This window comes from Streptomyces gobitricini (assembly GCF_039532985.1).
In the GTDB taxonomy this organism is placed as follows: domain Bacteria; phylum Actinomycetota; class Actinomycetes; order Streptomycetales; family Streptomycetaceae; genus Streptomyces; species Streptomyces gobitricini.
In genome coordinates, this window is sequence record NZ_BAAASR010000026.1 from 19399 (window position 1) to 35621 (window position 16223).

At 72.9% G+C, this 16223-nt stretch carries 19 protein-coding genes; 11 read left to right on the forward strand and 8 right to left on the reverse strand.

Annotation, left to right across the window (positions count from 1 at the left end):
• Positions 1-134: 134 nt before the first annotated feature.
• Positions 135-1118, forward strand: a complete 984-nt coding sequence (locus tag ABD347_RS22715; RefSeq protein ID WP_344364312.1) for an EamA family transporter — start codon at positions 135-137, stop codon at positions 1116-1118.
• Between the two features lie 166 nt (positions 1119-1284).
• Positions 1285-2235 (forward strand): DMT family transporter, encoded by a 951-nt coding sequence (locus ABD347_RS22720; RefSeq protein WP_344364315.1) that lies wholly within the window; start codon positions 1285-1287, stop codon positions 2233-2235.
• Between the two features lie 231 nt (positions 2236-2466).
• On the opposite strand, the gene ABD347_RS22725 is transcribed toward ABD347_RS22720, so the two are convergent.
• A complete protein-coding gene (locus tag ABD347_RS22725) occupies positions 2467-3144 on the reverse strand; it encodes a pyridoxamine 5'-phosphate oxidase family protein (protein ID WP_344364317.1) in 678 nt (225 codons plus the stop codon).
• Between the two features lie 23 nt (positions 3145-3167).
• Here ABD347_RS22725 and ABD347_RS22730 point away from each other — a divergent pair, with 23 nt between their 5' ends.
• Positions 3168-4502: an aminotransferase class I/II-fold pyridoxal phosphate-dependent enzyme gene (locus ABD347_RS22730; protein ID WP_344364318.1), complete on the forward strand. Its 1335-nt coding sequence runs from the start codon at positions 3168-3170 to the stop codon at positions 4500-4502.
• Here the strand turns inward: ABD347_RS22730 and ABD347_RS22735 are convergent.
• Positions 4493-5539 (reverse strand): DMT family transporter, encoded by a 1047-nt coding sequence (locus tag ABD347_RS22735; RefSeq protein ID WP_425575741.1) that lies wholly within the window; start codon positions 5537-5539, stop codon positions 4493-4495. The genes ABD347_RS22730 and ABD347_RS22735 overlap by 10 nt on opposite strands.
• Before the next feature lie 26 nt (positions 5540-5565).
• Between ABD347_RS22735 and ABD347_RS22740 the strand changes: the two genes are divergently transcribed.
• Complete coding sequence (locus tag ABD347_RS22740; RefSeq protein WP_344364319.1) at positions 5566-6471, forward strand: LysR family transcriptional regulator; 906 nt, start codon at positions 5566-5568, stop codon at positions 6469-6471.
• 234 nt (positions 6472-6705) lie between these two features.
• Here ABD347_RS22740 and ABD347_RS22745 read toward each other — a convergent pair whose 3' ends face one another.
• Positions 6706-7188 carry a Rieske (2Fe-2S) protein gene (locus tag ABD347_RS22745; RefSeq protein ID WP_344364322.1) on the reverse strand — a complete coding sequence of 161 codons (483 nt, stop codon included), beginning with the start codon at positions 7186-7188 and terminating at the stop codon, positions 6706-6708.
• Positions 7189-7507: 319 nt separating this feature from the next.
• On the opposite strand from ABD347_RS22745, the gene ABD347_RS22750 reads away from it, so the two are divergent.
• The gene (locus ABD347_RS22750; RefSeq protein ID WP_344364325.1) at positions 7508-8485 is read left to right on the forward strand and encodes a DMT family transporter; all 978 of its coding nucleotides are present in this window, start codon (positions 7508-7510) and stop codon (positions 8483-8485) included.
• 81 nt (positions 8486-8566) lie between these two features.
• On the opposite strand, the gene ABD347_RS22755 is transcribed toward ABD347_RS22750, so the two are convergent.
• Both ABD347_RS22755 and ABD347_RS22760 read right to left on the reverse strand, forming a co-directional pair.
• A complete protein-coding gene (locus ABD347_RS22755; RefSeq protein ID WP_344364513.1) occupies positions 8567-8701 on the reverse strand; it encodes a LuxR C-terminal-related transcriptional regulator in 135 nt (44 codons plus the stop codon).
• 13 nt (positions 8702-8714) lie between these two features.
• Entirely contained in the window at positions 8715-8849 is a 135-nt protein-coding gene (locus ABD347_RS22760; RefSeq protein ID WP_344364521.1) for a hypothetical protein, read from the reverse strand.
• A 368-nt stretch (positions 8850-9217) separates the two neighbouring features.
• Here ABD347_RS22760 and ABD347_RS22765 point away from each other — a divergent pair, with 368 nt between their 5' ends.
• Both ABD347_RS22765 and ABD347_RS22770 read left to right on the forward strand, forming a co-directional pair.
• Positions 9218-9532: a hypothetical protein gene (locus tag ABD347_RS22765; RefSeq protein ID WP_344364328.1), complete on the forward strand. Its 315-nt coding sequence runs from the start codon at positions 9218-9220 to the stop codon at positions 9530-9532.
• On the forward strand, positions 9529-10365 hold the full coding sequence (locus ABD347_RS22770) for an isocitrate lyase/PEP mutase family protein (protein WP_344364331.1): 837 nt from the start codon (positions 9529-9531) through the stop codon (positions 10363-10365). Before ABD347_RS22765 ends, ABD347_RS22770 begins: the two co-directional genes overlap by 4 nt.
• A 267-nt stretch (positions 10366-10632) precedes the next feature.
• Here the strand turns inward: ABD347_RS22770 and ABD347_RS22775 are convergent, their stop codons facing one another.
• Positions 10633-10797 (reverse strand): hypothetical protein, encoded by a 165-nt coding sequence (locus ABD347_RS22775; protein ID WP_344364334.1) that lies wholly within the window; start codon positions 10795-10797, stop codon positions 10633-10635.
• 308 nt (positions 10798-11105) lie between these two features.
• Between ABD347_RS22775 and nhaA the strand changes: the two genes are divergently transcribed.
• The 4 genes from nhaA (at position 11106) to ABD347_RS22795 (ending at position 15249) form a co-directional block, all read left to right on the forward strand.
• Positions 11106-12503 carry a Na+/H+ antiporter NhaA gene (gene nhaA, locus ABD347_RS22780; RefSeq protein ID WP_344364337.1) on the forward strand — a complete coding sequence of 466 codons (1398 nt, stop codon included), beginning with the start codon at positions 11106-11108 and terminating at the stop codon, positions 12501-12503.
• A gap of 65 nt (positions 12504-12568) precedes the next feature.
• Positions 12569-13591, forward strand: coding sequence for a TerC family protein (locus tag ABD347_RS22785; protein ID WP_344364340.1), 1023 nt, complete (start codon positions 12569-12571; stop codon positions 13589-13591).
• Between the two features lie 329 nt (positions 13592-13920).
• Positions 13921-14310, forward strand: a complete 390-nt coding sequence (locus ABD347_RS22790) for a BlaI/MecI/CopY family transcriptional regulator (RefSeq protein WP_344364343.1) — start codon at positions 13921-13923, stop codon at positions 14308-14310.
• A 6-nt stretch (positions 14311-14316) separates the two neighbouring features.
• Positions 14317-15249, forward strand: coding sequence for a M56 family metallopeptidase (locus ABD347_RS22795; RefSeq protein ID WP_344364345.1), 933 nt, complete (start codon positions 14317-14319; stop codon positions 15247-15249).
• Between the two features lie 198 nt (positions 15250-15447).
• On the opposite strand, the gene ABD347_RS22800 is transcribed toward ABD347_RS22795, so the two are convergent.
• Together ABD347_RS22800 and ABD347_RS22805 are read right to left on the reverse strand one after the other, a co-directional pair.
• Positions 15448-15666 (reverse strand): hypothetical protein, encoded by a 219-nt coding sequence (locus tag ABD347_RS22800; protein WP_344364346.1) that lies wholly within the window; start codon positions 15664-15666, stop codon positions 15448-15450.
• 262 nt (positions 15667-15928) lie between these two features.
• The gene (locus tag ABD347_RS22805; protein ID WP_344364348.1) at positions 15929-16219 is read right to left on the reverse strand and encodes a barstar family protein; all 291 of its coding nucleotides are present in this window, start codon (positions 16217-16219) and stop codon (positions 15929-15931) included.
• Positions 16220-16223 lie beyond the last annotated feature (4 nt).

The following is a 16223-nucleotide window of genomic DNA, read 5'->3' on the forward strand; positions in this document are numbered from 1 at the left end:
GGCGAACTGCCGGCCGCCGGAGCACCGGCCCGGGCGGGGACCGGAGCACCGTCGTCGGGCGCCCGGACCGGCGAGCCGTCTCAACAGGTGTCACGGGGTTTACGCTCCTGACGGGCCACTGTCATGATGTGCCGATGCACGCGTCTCAGGGGAGAAGCGCCGGCCTGGGACTCGCCCTGGCCTCGGCCTTCGCATTCGGTGGATCAGGTGTAGCGGCCAAGCCGCTGATCGAGGCGGGGCTCGACCCGCTGCACGTGGTGTGGCTGCGGGTGACCGGCGCCGCGCTCCTCATGCTGCCCGTCGCCTGGCGCCACCGCGCGCTGCTGCGCCGCAAGCCCGCACTGCTCGCCGGCTTCGGACTGCTCGCCGTCGCCGGTGTCCAGGCCTGCTACTTCGCGGCCATCTCCCGCATTCCCGTCGGGGTCGCACTCCTCATCGAGTACCTCGCCCCCGCGCTGGTGCTCGGGTGGGTGCGCTTCGTGCAGCGCCGGCCGGTGACGCGCGCCGCCGGGGTCGGGGTGGTCCTCGCCGTCGGTGGACTGGCCTGCGTGGTGGAGGTGTGGTCCGGGCTGAGCTTCGATCTCCTCGGGCTGGCGCTCGCGCTGGGCGCCGCGTGCTGCCAGGTCGGCTACTTCGTCCTCTCCGACCAGGGCAGCGACGAGGCGGAACCGGTCGACCCCTTCGGCGTGATCGCCTACGGGCTGCTCGTCGGCTCCGTCGTCCTCACCGTCGTGGCGCGCCCCTGGGGCATGGACTGGCAGGTCCTCGCCGGCACCGCCGACATGGGGGGCACCACGGCTCCGGCGTGGCTGCTGCTCGGGTGGATCGTGCTGATCGCCACCGTCCTCGCGTACGTCACCGGCATCGTCGCCGTCCGCAGGCTCTCCCCGCAGGTGGCCGGCGTGGTCGCCTGCCTGGAAGCGGTCATCGCGACCGTACTGGCCTGGGTGCTGCTCGCGGAGCACCTCTCCGGGCCGCAGATCCTGGGTGGTGCGGTGGTGCTGGTGGGCGCCTTCATCGCCCAGTCGTCCACGCCCAGGGCTCCGTCGGGGCCGGTGGCCGGGTCGGACCCCGCGCCGGCCGAGGACGAGTTGTCGGCCGGGCGTACCGCCACGTAAGGTCTCGGCCATGCATTCGACCGTACTTCCGCCGCCTGCCGCGTAACGCGGGCGGCGGCACAACTTCTGACGCGGACCGGCTCGGGCAGTCCCCGAGCGGCTCGTGGCTGCCCGCGTGCGCAGTCGAGCGGCCCATCGTCCGTCTGTTGTCGTACGGAGAAGTCACGTGTCGAACGTTTCCGCTGTGCCCGTGGGGCGGAGCCTTTTCTACCTGATCGTCGCCGGGATCGCCTGGGGGACCGCCGGGGCGGCGGCCTCACTGGTGTTCCTGGTCAGCGACCTCGGCCCACTCGCGCTGTCCTTCTGGCGCTGCGTCGGCGGCCTGGTGCTGCTGCTCGGCGCGCTGGCGGTACGCCGTCGCCGCGCCGCGCGGGCGGTCGAGTCCGGCCGGCGGAGGGCGCTGCGCGTCCTCGGTACCGGGGTCGGGCTCGCCCTCTTCCAGAGCGCCTACTTCGCCGCCGTCGACGCGACCGGCCTCGCGGTCGGGACGGTCGTCACCCTGGGCGCCGGGCCGGTGCTCATCGCGCTCGGCGCGCGGCTGACCATGGGCGAGCGGCTCGGACGCGGCGGGGCGGTCGCGGTCGCGGGTGCGCTGGCCGGGCTCGTCGTGCTGGTGCTCGGCGGCGGCGCTGTCTCCGTCCGGCCCGCCGGAGTGGCCCTGGCGGTGCTGTCGGCCGCCGGTTACGCCGGGATCACGCTGCTGACGCGGTGGCTCGGACGGGACGGCGGTGGCGGTGACGCGCTGGCCACGAGCACCTGGGCCTTCGCCGTCGGCGCGGTCGGGTTGCTGCCGATGGCGGCCTTCGAGGGGCTGGTCCCGCACACCGCCGAACTGGCCAAGGTGGTGGGGCTGCTGGTGTACGTGGCGGCCGTGCCGACCGCGCTCGCCTACGCGCTGTACTTCGCCGGTGCTGCCGTGGTGCGCGCCGCGACCGTCTCCGTGATCATGCTTCTGGAGCCGGTGAGCGCGGCCGTCATCGCGGTCACGGTGCTCGGCGAGCGGCTGACCGGTGCGACGGTGTGCGGGACGCTGCTCCTGCTCGCCGCCGTCACCGGGCTGGCGGCCTCGGAGGCGCGGGGCGCGGTGGGCAGGGGCCGGGCGGAGGCGCCGGCCTGAGCGGCCGGGCGCGCCCGTCGCCGGTGCCGGTGCCGGCGACGGGCCCTCGGCCGGTGCCGGGAGCCCCGGGTGCTCCCGGGTGTCGCGGGGTGCTCCAAGGTGCTCCGGGTTCCCGGGTGTTCCCGGAGGGTCGTCCCGAGGCGTTCCCGGGTGTTCCGGGGTGCTCCCGGAGGGGCCGGGGTGCTCCCGGGGGCTCTCGCTCGGCCGGTCGCCGTGTTGCCGCGCCGTTCGTCAGAGTGCGGTGAGGTAGCCGGGTACGGGGATCGACGGCTCCAGGTCCGAGGCGGGGACGGGCGTGCCGTAGGTCGGCCGGACCGGCACGACGCCCGTCCAGTGAGGGAGCCCGAGGTCCTCCGGATCGTCGTTGGGGCCGCCGGTGCGGAGCTTGGCGGACACCTCGTCGAGGTCCAGGCGGAGGACGGCCGTCGCGGCCAGCTCCTTGGCGTTGGCAGGGCGCGAGTCGGCGGAGCGGCCGGGCACGACATGGTCGACGAGGGCGTCGAGCGCCGTGCGCTTCTCGGCGGGGTCGGTCACCTGGTGGGCGACGCCGTGGACGACGACCGAGCGGTAGTTGATGGAGTGGTGGAAGGCGGAACGGGCCAGCACCAGGCCGTCGACGTGGGTGACGGTCAGGCAGACGGGCAGGCCCGGGTCCGCCTGCCCCGCCATGCGCAGCGGGCGGGAGCCGGTGGACCCGTGGACGTAGAGGCGCTCGCCCACCCGGCCGTACAGCGTGGGCAGGACGACCGGCGCGCCGTCGCGGACGAAACCGAGGTGGCAGACGTAGGCCCCGTCGAGTATCGCGTGCACCAGTTCCCGGTCGTAGGCGGCGCGGTCCCGGGAACGGGTCGGCACGGTGCGTTCGGTGGGCTGGTAGGCGGTCTCGGTCACCGACATTGCGTTCTCCATTGCACTAGTGCATAATCTAGTTTGTGCTAGGAGAGTATCGGATCGTGGGGCGTCGCGCATCGGAAATCGCCGCGAGCGTCGAGCGGGGCGTGGGGTCGGGAGAGCTGGTGCCCGGCCAACTGCTGCCGCCCATGAGGGAGTTGGCGACCCGCCTGGGGGTCAACCCCAACACGGTCGCGGCCGCCTACCGCACCCTCCGCGAGCGCGGGGTGATCGAGACAGCCGGGCGCAGGGGCAGCCGGGTGCGTCCGCGCCCGGCCACCACCGCGCGCGGGTCCCTCCGGATCGACGCGCCGGCGGGCGTACGGGACGTGGGGCAGGGCAACCCCGACCCGGCCCTGCTGCCGCCGCTCGGCGAGGCGCTGGCGGCCGCCGCGCGGCGCGAGGCCGAGGGGCCCGGGCTGTACGGGCAGGCGCCGGTGGACCCGGACTTCGCGCGGCTCGCGCGGGCGGCGCTGGACGCGGACGGGGTGCCGGACGGGCCGATCGCCGTCACGTCCGGCTCACTGGACGCCGTCGAGCGCGTGCTCGCCGCCCATCTGCGCCCCGGCGACGCCGTAGCGGTGGAGGACCCCGGCTGGGACGCCTACCTCGACCTCGTACCGGCGCTCGGGCTGAAGCCCGTGCCGGTCGCACTCGACGACGACGGCCCGCTGCCCGGCGCGGTGGAGCGGGCGGTCCGCGATGCCGGGGCGCGGGCCCTGATCGTGACCGGCCGGGCGCAGAACCCGACCGGTGCGGCGGTGGGCGCGGCGCGGGCGGTGGAGCTGCGGCGGGTGCTGGCCGCGCATCCGGACGTCCTGCTGATCGAGGACGACCACGGGCACGGGTTCGTGGACGTGCCGCTGCACCCGCTCGCGGGAGTGACGGACCACTGGGCGCTGGTGCGGTCGGTGGGCAAGGCGTACGGACCCGACCTCCGGGTCGCCGCGCTCACCGGCGACGCGGTCACCATCGACCGGGTGCTGGGCCGGCAGAACCTCGGGCCCGGTTGGGTGAGCCGCCTGCTGCAACGTGCCGTCGCCCACCTGTGGCGGACCGGCGCGGTGGACGCGCGCGCGGTGGCGGCGGCGTACGCGGAGCGGCGCGACACGCTGCTGGCGGCCCTGGTGCGGCGGGGCGTCGAGGCGCACGGGCGCAGCGGCGTGAACGTGTGGGTGCCGGTGGCCGACGAGACCGGGACGGTGGCCCGCCTGCTGCACGCCGGGTGGGCGGTGGCGCCCGGCGCCCGGTTCCGGATGGCTGCCGGACCGGGCGTGCGGATCACCGTCTCGGGACTGCCGCCGGCCGACCTGGAGTCGCTCGCCGACGCGGTGGCGGCGGCCGCCGCCCCGGTGGAGCCGCGCAGCTACGGCTGACGAGCCGCTCCGGCCCTGGGGCGGCTCTGCGTGAGGGCCGCCCCGGCCAGCACGATCAGCGCCCCGGCCGGGGTGTTCCAGGTCAGCGCCTCGTCCAGGAGCGTGACGCCGGCGGCGGTGGCGATGACCGGGATGAAGTAGGTGACCATCTGGCCGGTCGTCGGACCCACCTCGGCGACGATCCCGTACTGGATCAGGACCGCCAGGCCGGTGCCCAGTGCCCCGAGCGCGACCACCGCGAGCAGCGGCACGACCGGGAAGGCGGCCGGCCAGGTGGTGAACAGCGGTGTGACCACGGCGAGTTGCAGCATGGCCAGGAAGAGCTGCGCCCCGGTGAGCGACAGGTGCGACTCGTCGCGGCCCGCGAGCGTACGCCGCACGTAGATCCAGCCGATGGGGTAACTGAGCGAGGCCAGCAGCGCCATCGCGGTGCCCGTGACGTCCAGCCCGGAGAAGCCCTGCCACGCCCCGAGCACGGTGAGGACGCCGATGAAACCGATGCCGAGCCCCGCCACCCGGCGGCGCGTCGGGCGGTCCTCCGACAGCGCGACCAGGGACAGGGCCATGCCCCACAACGGGGACGTGGCGTTGCAGATGCCGGCCAGCGTCGAGGGGATCGTGAGCTCGGCGTACGCGAAGAGGGAGAACGGCAGGGCGTTGAGGAAGAACGCCGCCACCGCGAGGTGTCCCCATGTGCGGGCGCCGCGCGGCGGCTTCACGCGCTTCACCGTCATGGCGACGGCGAGCACCGCCGTACCGAACAGCAGGCGGCCGAAGGTCACTTGGAAGGGGGCGTAGGCCGTGGTGCCCACCTTGATGAGCAGGAAGCTGAAGCCCCAGACGAGGGAGAGCAGGGCGAAGCGGACGCGCCAGTCGACCGCGCGGCGGCGCGCGGGCGTTGGGGCGTCGGCGATGGGAGAGCCGGGGGAGGCGTGAGAGGCCGGCGGAGTGGGGGGCGACTGGTCGGAGGGCGCGGTGGCGGTGCTCATGACGAACACCATGGCTCCCGGAACGTCGTAGAACAAGCGAGATTTCATGGCGGCATTCACTTAGCATTGCTTACATGTTGAACTTGGAGCGTCTGCGGACCCTCGACGCCCTCGCCCGCCACGGCTCGGTGAGCGGTGCGGCGGACGCGCTGCACGTGACGACCTCGGCGGTCTCGCAGCAACTCGCCAAGCTGGAGCGGGAGGTCGGACAGCAGCTCGTCGCCAAGAACGGACGCGGTGTGCGGCTGACCGACGCGGGTGTGCTGCTGGCCGATCACGCGGCGCGGATCCTCTCCCAGGTCGAGCTGGCACAGGCGGACATCGAGGCACAGCGCGGCCAGGTGGTGGGCGAGGTGCGGCTGGCCGGGTTCCCGACGGCGGCGCGCGGACTGTTCCCGGCGGCCATCACCGCACTGCGCAGGGACCACCCCGACCTGGTCGTACGGACCAGTGAGCTGGAGCCCGAGCACGGTGTACGCCAGGTGCTGCGCGGCGACATGGACCTGGCGGTCGTGCTCGACTGGAGCAACAAGCGGCTCCCCGTGCCCGCCGGGCTGGCCGGGGCGGAGCTGCTGGACGACGCCGCCGACGTGGCCATGCCGGCGGACCACCCCCTCGCCGGACGGGCCGAGCTGGACCTCGAGGAGCTCGCGGACGAGGAGTGGGTGTCCTGGCCGGAAGGCGAGTTCTGCTACGAGTGGCTGATGTTCACGCTGCGCTCGAAGGGCGTCGAGCCGCGCATCGCGCACCTGGCGGGGGAGCACCACACGCAGCTGGCGCTCATCCAGGCGGGCCTCGGCGTGTGCGTCACGCCCCGGCTGGGGCGGGGAACCGTGCCGGAGGGCGTCGCCCTCGTGCCCGTACGCCATCAGATGCGGCGGCACATCTACGCGGTCTGGCGCACGGACGCGGATCGCAGGCCCTCGATCCGGGCCGCCGTGGAGGCGCTGCGCGAGGTGGGCCGGACGGTCGGCAGCTGACGGGTGCCGAAAGGGAGCGCGGCGGGGCGGCCGTGTCCGGGAAGGCTCCGGGGGCCGGGAAGGGCGGGGGCGCGGTCGGCCGCTGGCCCGCCACCGCGCTCGTACCGGTCGCCACGATCACCGGCACCGTCACCGTCTCCCGTCACCCGCGCCCCCGTCACCGACGACGTGCCGGGCCGGGCCGGTGAGGCCGACCGCGTCGCACGTCCGTCGGTGCCGGTGCCGGTGCCGGTGTCACGCCAGTTTGATCGCATCACCCTCGACCGTGACAGCGGCGGCCGGGAGCGGGGTGGTGGCCGGGCCCGCCTTGACGCTGCCGTCCCCCGCGTCGAACTTGCTGCCGTGACAGGGGCAGGTGATGATCCCGTCGGCCACGTCCTTGACCGCGCAGCCCGCGTGCGTGCACTTCGACGAGAACGCCTTGAACTCGCCCGCCCTCGGCTGCGTCACGACGACATCGCCGATGACCTTGCCCCCGCCCTCCGGGATGTCCGTCGTCCTCGCCAGCACCTTGCCCCCGCCACCGGCTCCGGACCCGTCACTGCCCCCGGCGGCCGGGCCCGTGGGGCTCCCGCCCGCCGGCGCGTCACCGACGGAGGACGCCGGTGAGCCCGATCCTCCGCAGGCGGTGAGGACGGTGGCCAGACCCGCCCCGCTCGCCGCCGCGACGACGGCCCGGCGCGCCACCGCCCTGCTGGTCCCCTGCGATCCGGTCATTCCGGCACCCCTTCCGTGGCGGTCGACCCGATGTCAACGCCTCGCGGGGGAGTACGGGAGGGCGGCAGGGGGTGTTCAGCTGCTCCGGGCCCTTTCCCGTGGCGCGCCGCCCCTGCGGCGCCGCTCGGCGGCCGGGTGCGGCGCGTCGCCGCTCCTCGCCCTGCTCATACCGCCACAGCCGTGCGCGCGAGCCGGGAACCGGAGCGTTCCCAGGCTCCGTCCCCGCTCCGGCGGACGTACATCAGGAGAGCGGCCGGAAGTCGCTTCTGGTGCTCTGCTTGTCATGTTATGGTCACGGCCGCTCGCTACTGTGCTTGTTATGGATCTTACGACCAACGGTCCCCGAACCGATCGTCGCGCCCTCCTGGCGGCCTCCGTGACCGTGGTGTTGTGGGCGTCGGCGTTCGTCTCCATTCGTGCTTCGGCGGAACACTTCCATCCGGGGGTGCTGGCGCTGGGGCGGCTGCTGACCGCTTCGATCGTTCTCGGCTTCGTCTTCCTGCTCAAGGGCGGCACCCTGCCGGACCGCAGGGCGTGGCCCGGCATCCTCGCCTCCGGCGTGTTGTGGTTCGGCGTCTACATGGTCGCCCTGAACTGGGGTGAGCAGCAGGTGGACGCGGGGACGGCCGCGATGGTGGTCAACATCGGTCCCGTCGTGATCGCGCTGCTCGGCGGCTGGCTGCTGAAGGAGGGCTTCCCCCCGCTGCTGATCGCGGGCATGGGCGTGTCGTTCCTCGGCGCGGCCGTGGTGGGCTGGTCCATGTCGGGTCACGGGGCCTCGTCCGTCACGGGCGTGCTGCTGTGCCTGCTCGCCGCGGTCACGTACGCGGGCGGGGTCGTGGCGCAGAAGCCGGCGCTGCGGTACGCGAGTCCGTTGCAGGTGACGACCTTCGGCTGCTTCGTGGGCACCGTCGCGTGTCTGCCGTTCAGCGGTCTGATGCTGGAGGAGCTGCCGAAGGCCCCGTGGTCGGCGACGCTGAACCTGATCTACCTGGGCGTCTTTCCGACGGCGCTGGCGTTCAGCACCTGGGCGTACGCGCTCGCGCGGACCAGTGCGGGGAAGCTCGGTGCGACGACGTACGCGGTGCCGGCCGTCGTGGTGCTGATCTCCTGGGTGTGGCTGGCCGAGGTGCCGGGCCGGATGACGTTGCTCGGCGGTGTCATCTGCCTGGTGGGCGTGGCCGTTTCCCGGCTGCCGGGGCGGCGCGAGGCCGCACCGGAAGGACCGGAAGGAACCACCGGGGCTGCTCAGCGGCCCGGCAAGGAACGGACACCCTCGGGCACGGCGTCGGACTGAGCGCCGGACACATCCCCGCGGCGACGAGGGCCGGCCGTCCCGCCACGGCCGGCCCCTGCGCGTCGCGGGCACCGGGCTCGCTCAGACGATGTACGTGGTCTTGTTCCGGCCGAGCAGGTAGCCGAGCTGGAGGCGGTTGTGGGCGCCGAGTTCCTGCTTCATGGCGGCGATGTGGGCCTGCAGTGACCGCTCGCTGATACCCATGCGGCGTGCGATCCGCTTGTCGGAGTTAGCCCTCGACGAGGAGTCGGCCGATCGACTCGCGCAGGGCGGGCACGACCTGGTCGGCCGCCTTGGCCGCGTGGACGAGCACGAAGGGGAACGGGCGCGCACGGTCCCAGGCCCGACGTATTCGTCGCCTCATCGAACCGAGTGGTGCGCTGATACAGCGCCCGCATCGCGACCCCGGCCGCGATATGGCGGCGTACGGCTTCGAGCGCGTCTTTCCGTACGGCACCGGGGCGGGGGCAGTCGGGCTGTGCGGTGAGAATCTCCCGCTGGGCTCCGTCGAGCATCTCGTCGATGGCCTCGGAGATGGCCGAGAGCCCGTGGACGTAGCGAATCCCGGAACGGCGGGAGTTTCCTCTTGAGCGGGATCATCGGCCATTGCCCCCTTCTTCATGCTGTGAAGCATTCACGCCGTCGGCTTCTTCGGCGGTCTGCCACCCGAGGTGGCCGCCGACGAGGCCCTGGCCGAGCTGCTGCGGCCCACCCCTACGAGCCGACTTCCGCATGGTCGCTCGCTACGAGTACCGCGAGGACACTCCCCTCACCGTGCCCGTCACCCTGGTCAACGGCGTCGACGACCCGCAGGTCAAGAAGGCGGCCGTAGAGCCCTGGGCGCGGGAGTGCGTCGGCGAGCCCGCCCAACACTGGGTGGACGGCGGCCACTTCTCCTTCGAGGGAGACCCCGGCGCCGTGACCGGTCTTCTCGGATCGCTCGTCCGTGTGTGGCGTGTGGCGACGGCCTCGACACGGCCGGCCACGTTGAACTTATCTGAGCCGGGTCATGCCACCGTCACACGACCACGAGGGGAACCACCATGAGCAACGCCACCGCCGACCAGCGCCGCAAGGCAGAGGAGTTCCGCGCACTGCACGCCGCCGACCGGCCGTTCGTCGTCGCCAACCCCTGGGACGCGGGCACCGCCCGTGTGCTCACGGGGCTCGGCTTCTCCGCGCTCGCCACCACCGGCGCCGGGTTCGCGTACAGCCTGGGCAGGCCGGACGGCCGCGCCGGCCGTGAGGAGATCCTGGGCAACGCGGCGGCGATCGTCGGCGCGACGCATCTGCCGGTCTCCGCCGACCTGGAGAGCGGCTTCGGTGAGACGCCCGACGACGTGGCCGAGACCGTGCGGCTCGCCGCCCGCGCGGGGCTGGTCGGCGGATCGGTCGAGGACTCCACGGGCCGGGCGGACGATCCGATCCGCACGCTGGAGGAGGCCGTCGAGCGGGTGGCGGCCGCCGTCGCCGCCGCGCGCGAGCTGGACTTCCCCTTCATGGTGACCGCGCGCGCCGAGAACTTCTTCCTGGGCCGGCCCGACCTGCCCGACACGATCCGCCGCCTACGGGCCTACGAGGAGGCGGGCGCCGACGTCCTGTACGCGCCCGCGCTGCCCGACGCGAGCGCCGTGCGTGCCGTGTGCTCGTCGGTCGGCCGCCCGGTCAACGTCCTCATGGGCGGCGCCCTGCGGCTGTCCGTCGCGGAGCTCGGCGAGCTGGGCGTACGCCGCGTCAGCGTGGGATCGGCGATGTCCCGCGCCGCGTTCGGCGCCCTCGTCCGCGCCGCCGAGGAGATCCGTGACCAGGGCACCTTCGCGTTCGGGGCGGACGCGCTGCCCTACGCCGACCTCAACAGGATTCTCGACACCGGAGAGTGAGCCGCACCGTGACGCCGTGCTCGCGTATGGCGCGAAGTCGGTGCGCCTGGTCTTCGCGGCGGACGGCACGGTCGAGCTGGGCGGCATAGCGGGCCATGCCCCGGGCACCTGGCACGCCCGCACCGCCGTCCTGCCGACGGCCCGTACCCCACCACGGCCATGGCCTCCTTCGTCATACCCCGGCCCCTGGATCAGGTGGGCGTCCACCACTGGCCCGGATCGCGGAGAACGTTTTCGACTGGTGACCCGGGCGCGGTGGCCGGGCACTCAGCGGTACCGGCGGCCTCCCCGGCGGAACCGCAACGCGGCATAGGCGAGCGCGCAGACGAAGACGACCGCGCCGATCACCAGCAGGTACAGCAGGCCCTCGACCACGGCACCGATGAGGCCCAGGACCACTGCCACCAGGATGAGGAACAGCAACAGAGCCATCGTGACCGCCTTCCGCGACACTTCCGTCCAGATTTAGCCGGTTTATTTTGTATTACCCCTTATTGCCGTTTGATGCCCTTTCCTCGCTCCGCTCGCCGGGGCCGTCAACGCGGGCGGCGGACGCGCGCCGCCTTCCCGCAGCTCGCTCTGGGTGCCCGGGGCCAGGACCCCGCCGTCCGGCGGGGTGCGGGTGCGGCCAGGGGCGATCTCTGTGAAAGTCGAGGCGAGCCGTGGACATCGCCATCGCGAGCGGGATGACGGTGGTGGACAGGAGGGCGACAGAAGGCGTGACTGGTCCGATCAGACGCGTGGCGGCTGCGGTCGCCTCCCCACTACGGGCGTTCCTGCACGCGGAGAGCGCGGGCGGGATCGTCCTGGTCGTTGCCGCGGTGAGCGCGCTGGTGTGGGCGAACAGCCCGGCGGCAGACGGGTACGCGCGGTTCTGGCAGCAGGAGGTCAGCCTCGGCGGCGGGGGCGCGCGGGTGACCCACGACTTGCGGCACTGGGTGAACGACGGGCTGATGGTCCTGTTCTTCTTCGTCATCGGCTTGGAGATCAAGCGTGAGCTGGTCGTGGGGGAGTTGCGCGACCGCCGCGCCGCGACGCTGCCCGCGCTGGCCGCCCTCGGCGGCGCCGTGATCCCGGCGCTGATGTACGTGGCCGTGGCCGGCGGTGGGGAGGCGGGGCGCGGCTGGGGTATCCCCATGGCCACCGACATCGCCTTCGCCGTCGGGGTCCTGGCTTTGCTGGGTCGCCGCGCTTCCAGCGGGGCGAAGCTGTTTCTGCTCAGCGTCGCCATCGTCGACGACATCCTCGCCATCGGCGTCATCGCGATCTTCTACACCGAGCGCCTCAACCTCTGGTGGCTGGCCGGCGCGGTGGCCGGACTGCTGGTCGCCGCCGGTATGCGCGGGCTGGGAGTGAGCCGGCCCTGGACGTACGTTCCCGTCGGGGTGCTGGTCTGGTTCGCCACCCTGGAATCCGGGGTGCACGCCACGCTCGCCGGGGTCGCGCTCGGTCTGCTCACCCCGGCCCGGCCCGTGGCCGGACGGGGCGTCCTGGACGACCTGGAGCGCTCTCTGCATCCGGTCAGCGCGTTCCTGGTGGTGCCGCTTTTCGCCCTGGCCAACGCTGGGATCGACCTGCGCGGTGGCGCGCTCGGCGACGCCTTCGGCCGGACGGTGACCTGGGCGATCATCGCCGGTCTCGTCCTCGGCAAGATCGTCGGCATCGGCGGGGTGACCTACCTGGTGCGCCGGCTGGACTGGGGAGCCCTGCCCGCGGGCATGCACCACCGCGAGGTCCTCGGTGCTGCCGCGCTGGGGGGTATCGGGTTCACCGTCTCGCTGTTCATCACCGACCTCGCCTTCACCGACGCCGGCCTGATCGGCCAGGCCAAGGTGGGCATCCTCACCGCCTCCGTCATCGCCGCCCTGACCGGAGCGGTGCTGCTGTTCACCGCCCCGGCCGGAACCGGCGCCGCCACCCTGTCGCCCCGACCGAACGGGGACCGGACCGGAGACGGGGACCGGACCGGAGACGGGGACCGGACCGGAGACGGGGACCGACCCCGGAACGGAGGCCGCCCCGGAGACCAGGGCCGGCCCGGAGACCAGGGCCGCCCCGGAGACCAGGGCCGGCCCGGAGACAGGGACTGGCCCCGAAACCGGGACCGGCCCCGAAACCGGGACCGGCCCGGAAACTGAGACCGACCCGGAGACCGGGACCGACCCCGGAACTGAGACCGACCCGGAAGCCCAATGGAGGACCGGTGCTGGACATCAGCGCACTGACCTGGGCCGTCACCATCGGCCTGATCCTCGTCCTGCTCGCCGTCGATCTGATCCTGGCCGCCGCGCGCCCGCACCGGGTCGGCTACGGCGAGGCCACGGCGTGGTCGGTGTTCTACGTCCTCGTCGCCATCGGCTTCGGCGTCTGGTTCGCCGTGCGACACGGCGGAGAGTTCGGCACCGAGTACTTCGCCGGCTACATCGTCGAGAAGAGTCTCTCGGTCGACAATCTGTTCGTCTTCGTCATCATCATGACCACCTTCGCCGTGCCGGCGGAACACCAGCACAAGGTGCTCACCTTCGGCATCGTGCTCGCCCTGGTCATGCGTGCGATCTTCATCGTGCTCGGCGCCACCCTGCTGGCGCTGTTCTCGTTCGTGTTCCTGCTGTTCGGTCTGCTGCTGATCTACACGGCCGTGCAGTTGTTCCGGCACCGTGACCAGGACCCCGCCATCGAGGACAACGTCATGGTCAAGGCCGCCCGCCGGCTCCTGCCGGTCACCGCCCACTACGTCGGCGGCAGACTCACCACCCGCGTCGACGGGCGCCGGATGGTCACCCCGCTGTTCATCGTCCTGCTCGCCATCGGCAGCATCGACCTGCTCTTCGCGCTCGACTCCATCCCCGCGGTGTTCGGCGTCACCCGGGAGCCCTACATCGTCTTCACCGCCAACGCCTTCGCCCTGCTCGGCCTGCGCGCCCTGTTCTTCCTCGTCAAGGGACTGCTGGACCGGCTGGTGTATCTGTCCGCCGGGCTCGCGCTGATCCTCGCGTTCATCGGCGTCAAGCTCATCCTGCACTGGGCCCATGTCGACGTGCACGAGGGAGTCCCCGAGATTCCCACCCCGATCAGTCTCGCCGTGATCGGCCTCGTGCTCGCCGTCGTCACCGTGGCAAGCCTGATCAAGACCAGGCGCGACCCGACCGCCAAAGCCCACCCCGGCTCACTGCGCGCGCACCCCCCGAAGCCCGCGGAATCCGATCAGGAAGCCGGACCCTACTGACCCTGCCCCTCCTTGTGGCCAGGCGCGGGCAGAGGCACCTGTACCGGTGCGCCGAGCCCCAGGTCGCGGCGTCGAAGGATTCCCGCTGTACCGGTCGGCCGGGGGACTCCGGCGACAGCCGGCCGCCCGCGAGGGCGCCGGCGGCGCCGATGACCGTCGTACCGGTGCAGTCGCCCGGTTCGCGTCCGGGCGGTCTGGTCTCTCTCCGCGCAAGGGGACGCTGTGATGGTGGGCGGGGCGATGAAGACTTCTCGGGTGACGTGGAGTGCCGCCGGGCGTCTATACGATGTTCGCCCGGGAAACGGGCGGCAGTGGAAGGGAGACAGGGTGTGACGGATCACCGGCAGCGTCCCCGGCGGCGGGGGCAGGGCGAGCTGGAGGCGCTGGTCCTGTCGGCGCTGCGGGAGGCGGATGGCCCGGCGAGCGCCGGATGGGTGCAGGAGCGGTTGGGCGGGGACCTCGCTTATACGACGGTGATCACGATCCTGACCCGCCTGCTGGCCAAGGGGGCGGTCACCCGCGAGCGGGCGGGCCGGTCCTTCGCCTGGACGCCCGCCTCGGACCAGGCGGGTCTGGCCGCCCGGAAGATGCGCAAGGTGCTCGACGCGGAGAACGACCGGGAGGCGGTGCTGGCCAGCTTCGTCACCGGCCTCGCCCCCGACGACGAGCGGCTGTTGCGTGAACTGCTGGGCCGGCCCCCGGGCGAAGGGGAAGACTGACATCTCATGGGGGTCTTCGTCTTTCTGCCGCTGGTGCTGCCGTTGACGGCATGGCCGATCGCGCGTCTGGCCGAGCAGCATCTGCATCCGCGCACCGCGACGAGACTGCTCACCGGCGTCGCCGCGGTGATGGCGGTGTGCAGCACGGTGTGCCTGGGGCTGGTCATGGTGGTCGGCACCGCCCAACTCCCCGGCAACCCGCTCCCCGACGGCTGGTCGGACCCCGAGGTGCGTGAGGCGGTCCCGTACGACGAGGTCGTGGGAAAGGCGGCCATCCCCGCGCTGTGTCTGGTGGTCGTGGCCTGCGGCCGGAACCTCTGGCGGCACGGTCGGGTGCGGCACCGTGCCCACCGTGCGCTGGCGGGGCTGCCGGGTACGGAGGTGGCCGTCCTGCCCGATGCCATCCCGTACGCGTACGCACTGCCCGGGGGCGGCCGGGGCCGGGTGGTGGTGACCACGGCCCTGCTGGACTGCCTGGAACCGGCCGAGCGCAGGGCACTGTTCGCCCACGAGCGGGCGCATCTCGCCGCCCGGCACCACCGCTTCCTGCTCACCGTTCAGCTGGCCGGCCACACCAACGCGTTCCTGCGACCCCTGCGTACGGCGGTGTCGTACACGGCGGAGCGGTGGGCGGACGAGGAGGCGGCGCGTGTGGTGGGCAGCCGACGGGTCGTGGCGGGTGCGATCGGCAAGGCGGCTCTCGTGTCGCGCGGGACGCCGGTGCCCACGCTCGCGGGGTTCGCGGCACCGGGGCCGGTGCCGCGTCGGGTGGCGGCGCTGCTCGGACCCGCTCCGGCGGCGCGCTGCTGGCCGTCGGTGTTCACGTCGGTGGGGCTGGCCACCTGGGGTGCGGCGGCGGGGACGGCCGTGTCGGCGATGTCGTCGGCGAACTCCGCGGTCACCATGTTCTTCATCCTGCACGCGGCCACGCCCCTCTGAGCCGGTGCGGACGGTCCGGCGGGGCGGCTGGTCGGGCGTGGTCCATGAGTACCGTGAGTCCTGCCCATGCCGGGGCCAAAGCGGTGGCACTCGCCCGTACGCCAACGCGGCATCCACTCCTCAAGCGTGCGTGTGTTCCACAGGGGTGGTGCCGCCGCCCCTGCCGGGGCACGCGGCACCACGGCACCTCCGGGCCGGTTACCTGGCCCCGTCCAGAGCGGCGAGTGCCTGCGCCCAGCGGACGTACTTCAGCTCCGCCAGATCCGCTACGGTCTTGACCCCGAACGCCTCCCGGAGCAGCTCGCCGTCACGGTCGGAGACGCCCTTCAGCGCTGCTACCGGGGCGGCCATGATCTCGGACAGACTCTTGTCCGCCCACGCCCTGTCCAGCACTTTGTCCAGGTCGATCGAAGCCATGCGTGTCATCCTCCCAAGGCGCGCGGCCCGCCATGCCGGGCCGACCTTCTACAGACGAGTAGAAGCATAGAGGGGGTCGGGGCGCGGAGAGGCGCGCTTCGGGCGGGGGGGCCGGAAAAGGCCGAAAACGGGTTCCCGAGCCGTCCGGCTCGCGCGCCGGCCCGGCCACCGGCTTCCTCACGGCTCGCGCGGCGCCGTGGACGACGGAAGGCCCCGCCGGGGAAGCCGGCGGGGCCTTCGTCTCACCCTCGTCGCGCGGAGGCTACTCGAACGCCACCGAGAAGCGCTTGGAGGCGTCGTTCGCCCGGTCCTGCTCCTGCACGCGCAGGAGGAGGTCCCGGATCTGGTCGAACGTGGCTTCGCCCAGTGCGGCTCTGCTGAGGCCCGCGTCCTTCCAGACGAGCTCCACCGGCCGCTCGACGTCCGTGGTCAGACGGTCCCACAAGGCGCTCAGGTTGGCCCCGTAATAGGGGCCGAAATCCAGAGCCCGGGACAGGAACCCGTGGAGGTCGGACACGGTGCGGACGGCCGCACCCTCGATGACGACCCTCATGACC

Coding starts and splice junctions, on each gene's coding strand:
- ABD347_RS22795 (WP_344364345.1), top strand. CDS start 14,317: ATGGGGGTCTTCGTCTTTCTGCCGCTGGTGCTGCCGTTGACGGCATGG.
- ABD347_RS22745 (WP_344364322.1), bottom strand. CDS start 7,188: ATGACCGGATCGCAGGGGACCAGCAGGGCGGTGGCGCGCCGGGCCGTC.
- ABD347_RS22725 (WP_344364317.1), bottom strand. CDS start 3,144: ATGGAGAACGCAATGTCGGTGACCGAGACCGCCTACCAGCCCACCGAA.
- ABD347_RS22760 (WP_344364521.1), bottom strand. CDS start 8,849: ATGAGGCGACGAATACGTCGGGCCTGGGACCGTGCGCGCCCGTTCCCC.
- ABD347_RS22740 (WP_344364319.1), top strand. CDS start 5,566: ATGTTGAACTTGGAGCGTCTGCGGACCCTCGACGCCCTCGCCCGCCAC.
- ABD347_RS22750 (WP_344364325.1), top strand. CDS start 7,508: ATGGATCTTACGACCAACGGTCCCCGAACCGATCGTCGCGCCCTCCTG.
- ABD347_RS22765 (WP_344364328.1), top strand. CDS start 9,218: ATGGTCGCTCGCTACGAGTACCGCGAGGACACTCCCCTCACCGTGCCC.
- ABD347_RS22805 (WP_344364348.1), bottom strand. CDS start 16,219: ATGAGGGTCGTCATCGAGGGTGCGGCCGTCCGCACCGTGTCCGACCTC.
- ABD347_RS22770 (WP_344364331.1), top strand. CDS start 9,529: ATGAGCAACGCCACCGCCGACCAGCGCCGCAAGGCAGAGGAGTTCCGC.
- ABD347_RS22800 (WP_344364346.1), bottom strand. CDS start 15,666: ATGGCTTCGATCGACCTGGACAAAGTGCTGGACAGGGCGTGGGCGGAC.
- ABD347_RS22715 (WP_344364312.1), top strand. CDS start 135: ATGCACGCGTCTCAGGGGAGAAGCGCCGGCCTGGGACTCGCCCTGGCC.
- ABD347_RS22775 (WP_344364334.1), bottom strand. CDS start 10,797: ATGGCTCTGTTGCTGTTCCTCATCCTGGTGGCAGTGGTCCTGGGCCTC.
- ABD347_RS22735 (WP_425575741.1), bottom strand. CDS start 5,539: ATGAAATCTCGCTTGTTCTACGACGTTCCGGGAGCCATGGTGTTCGTC.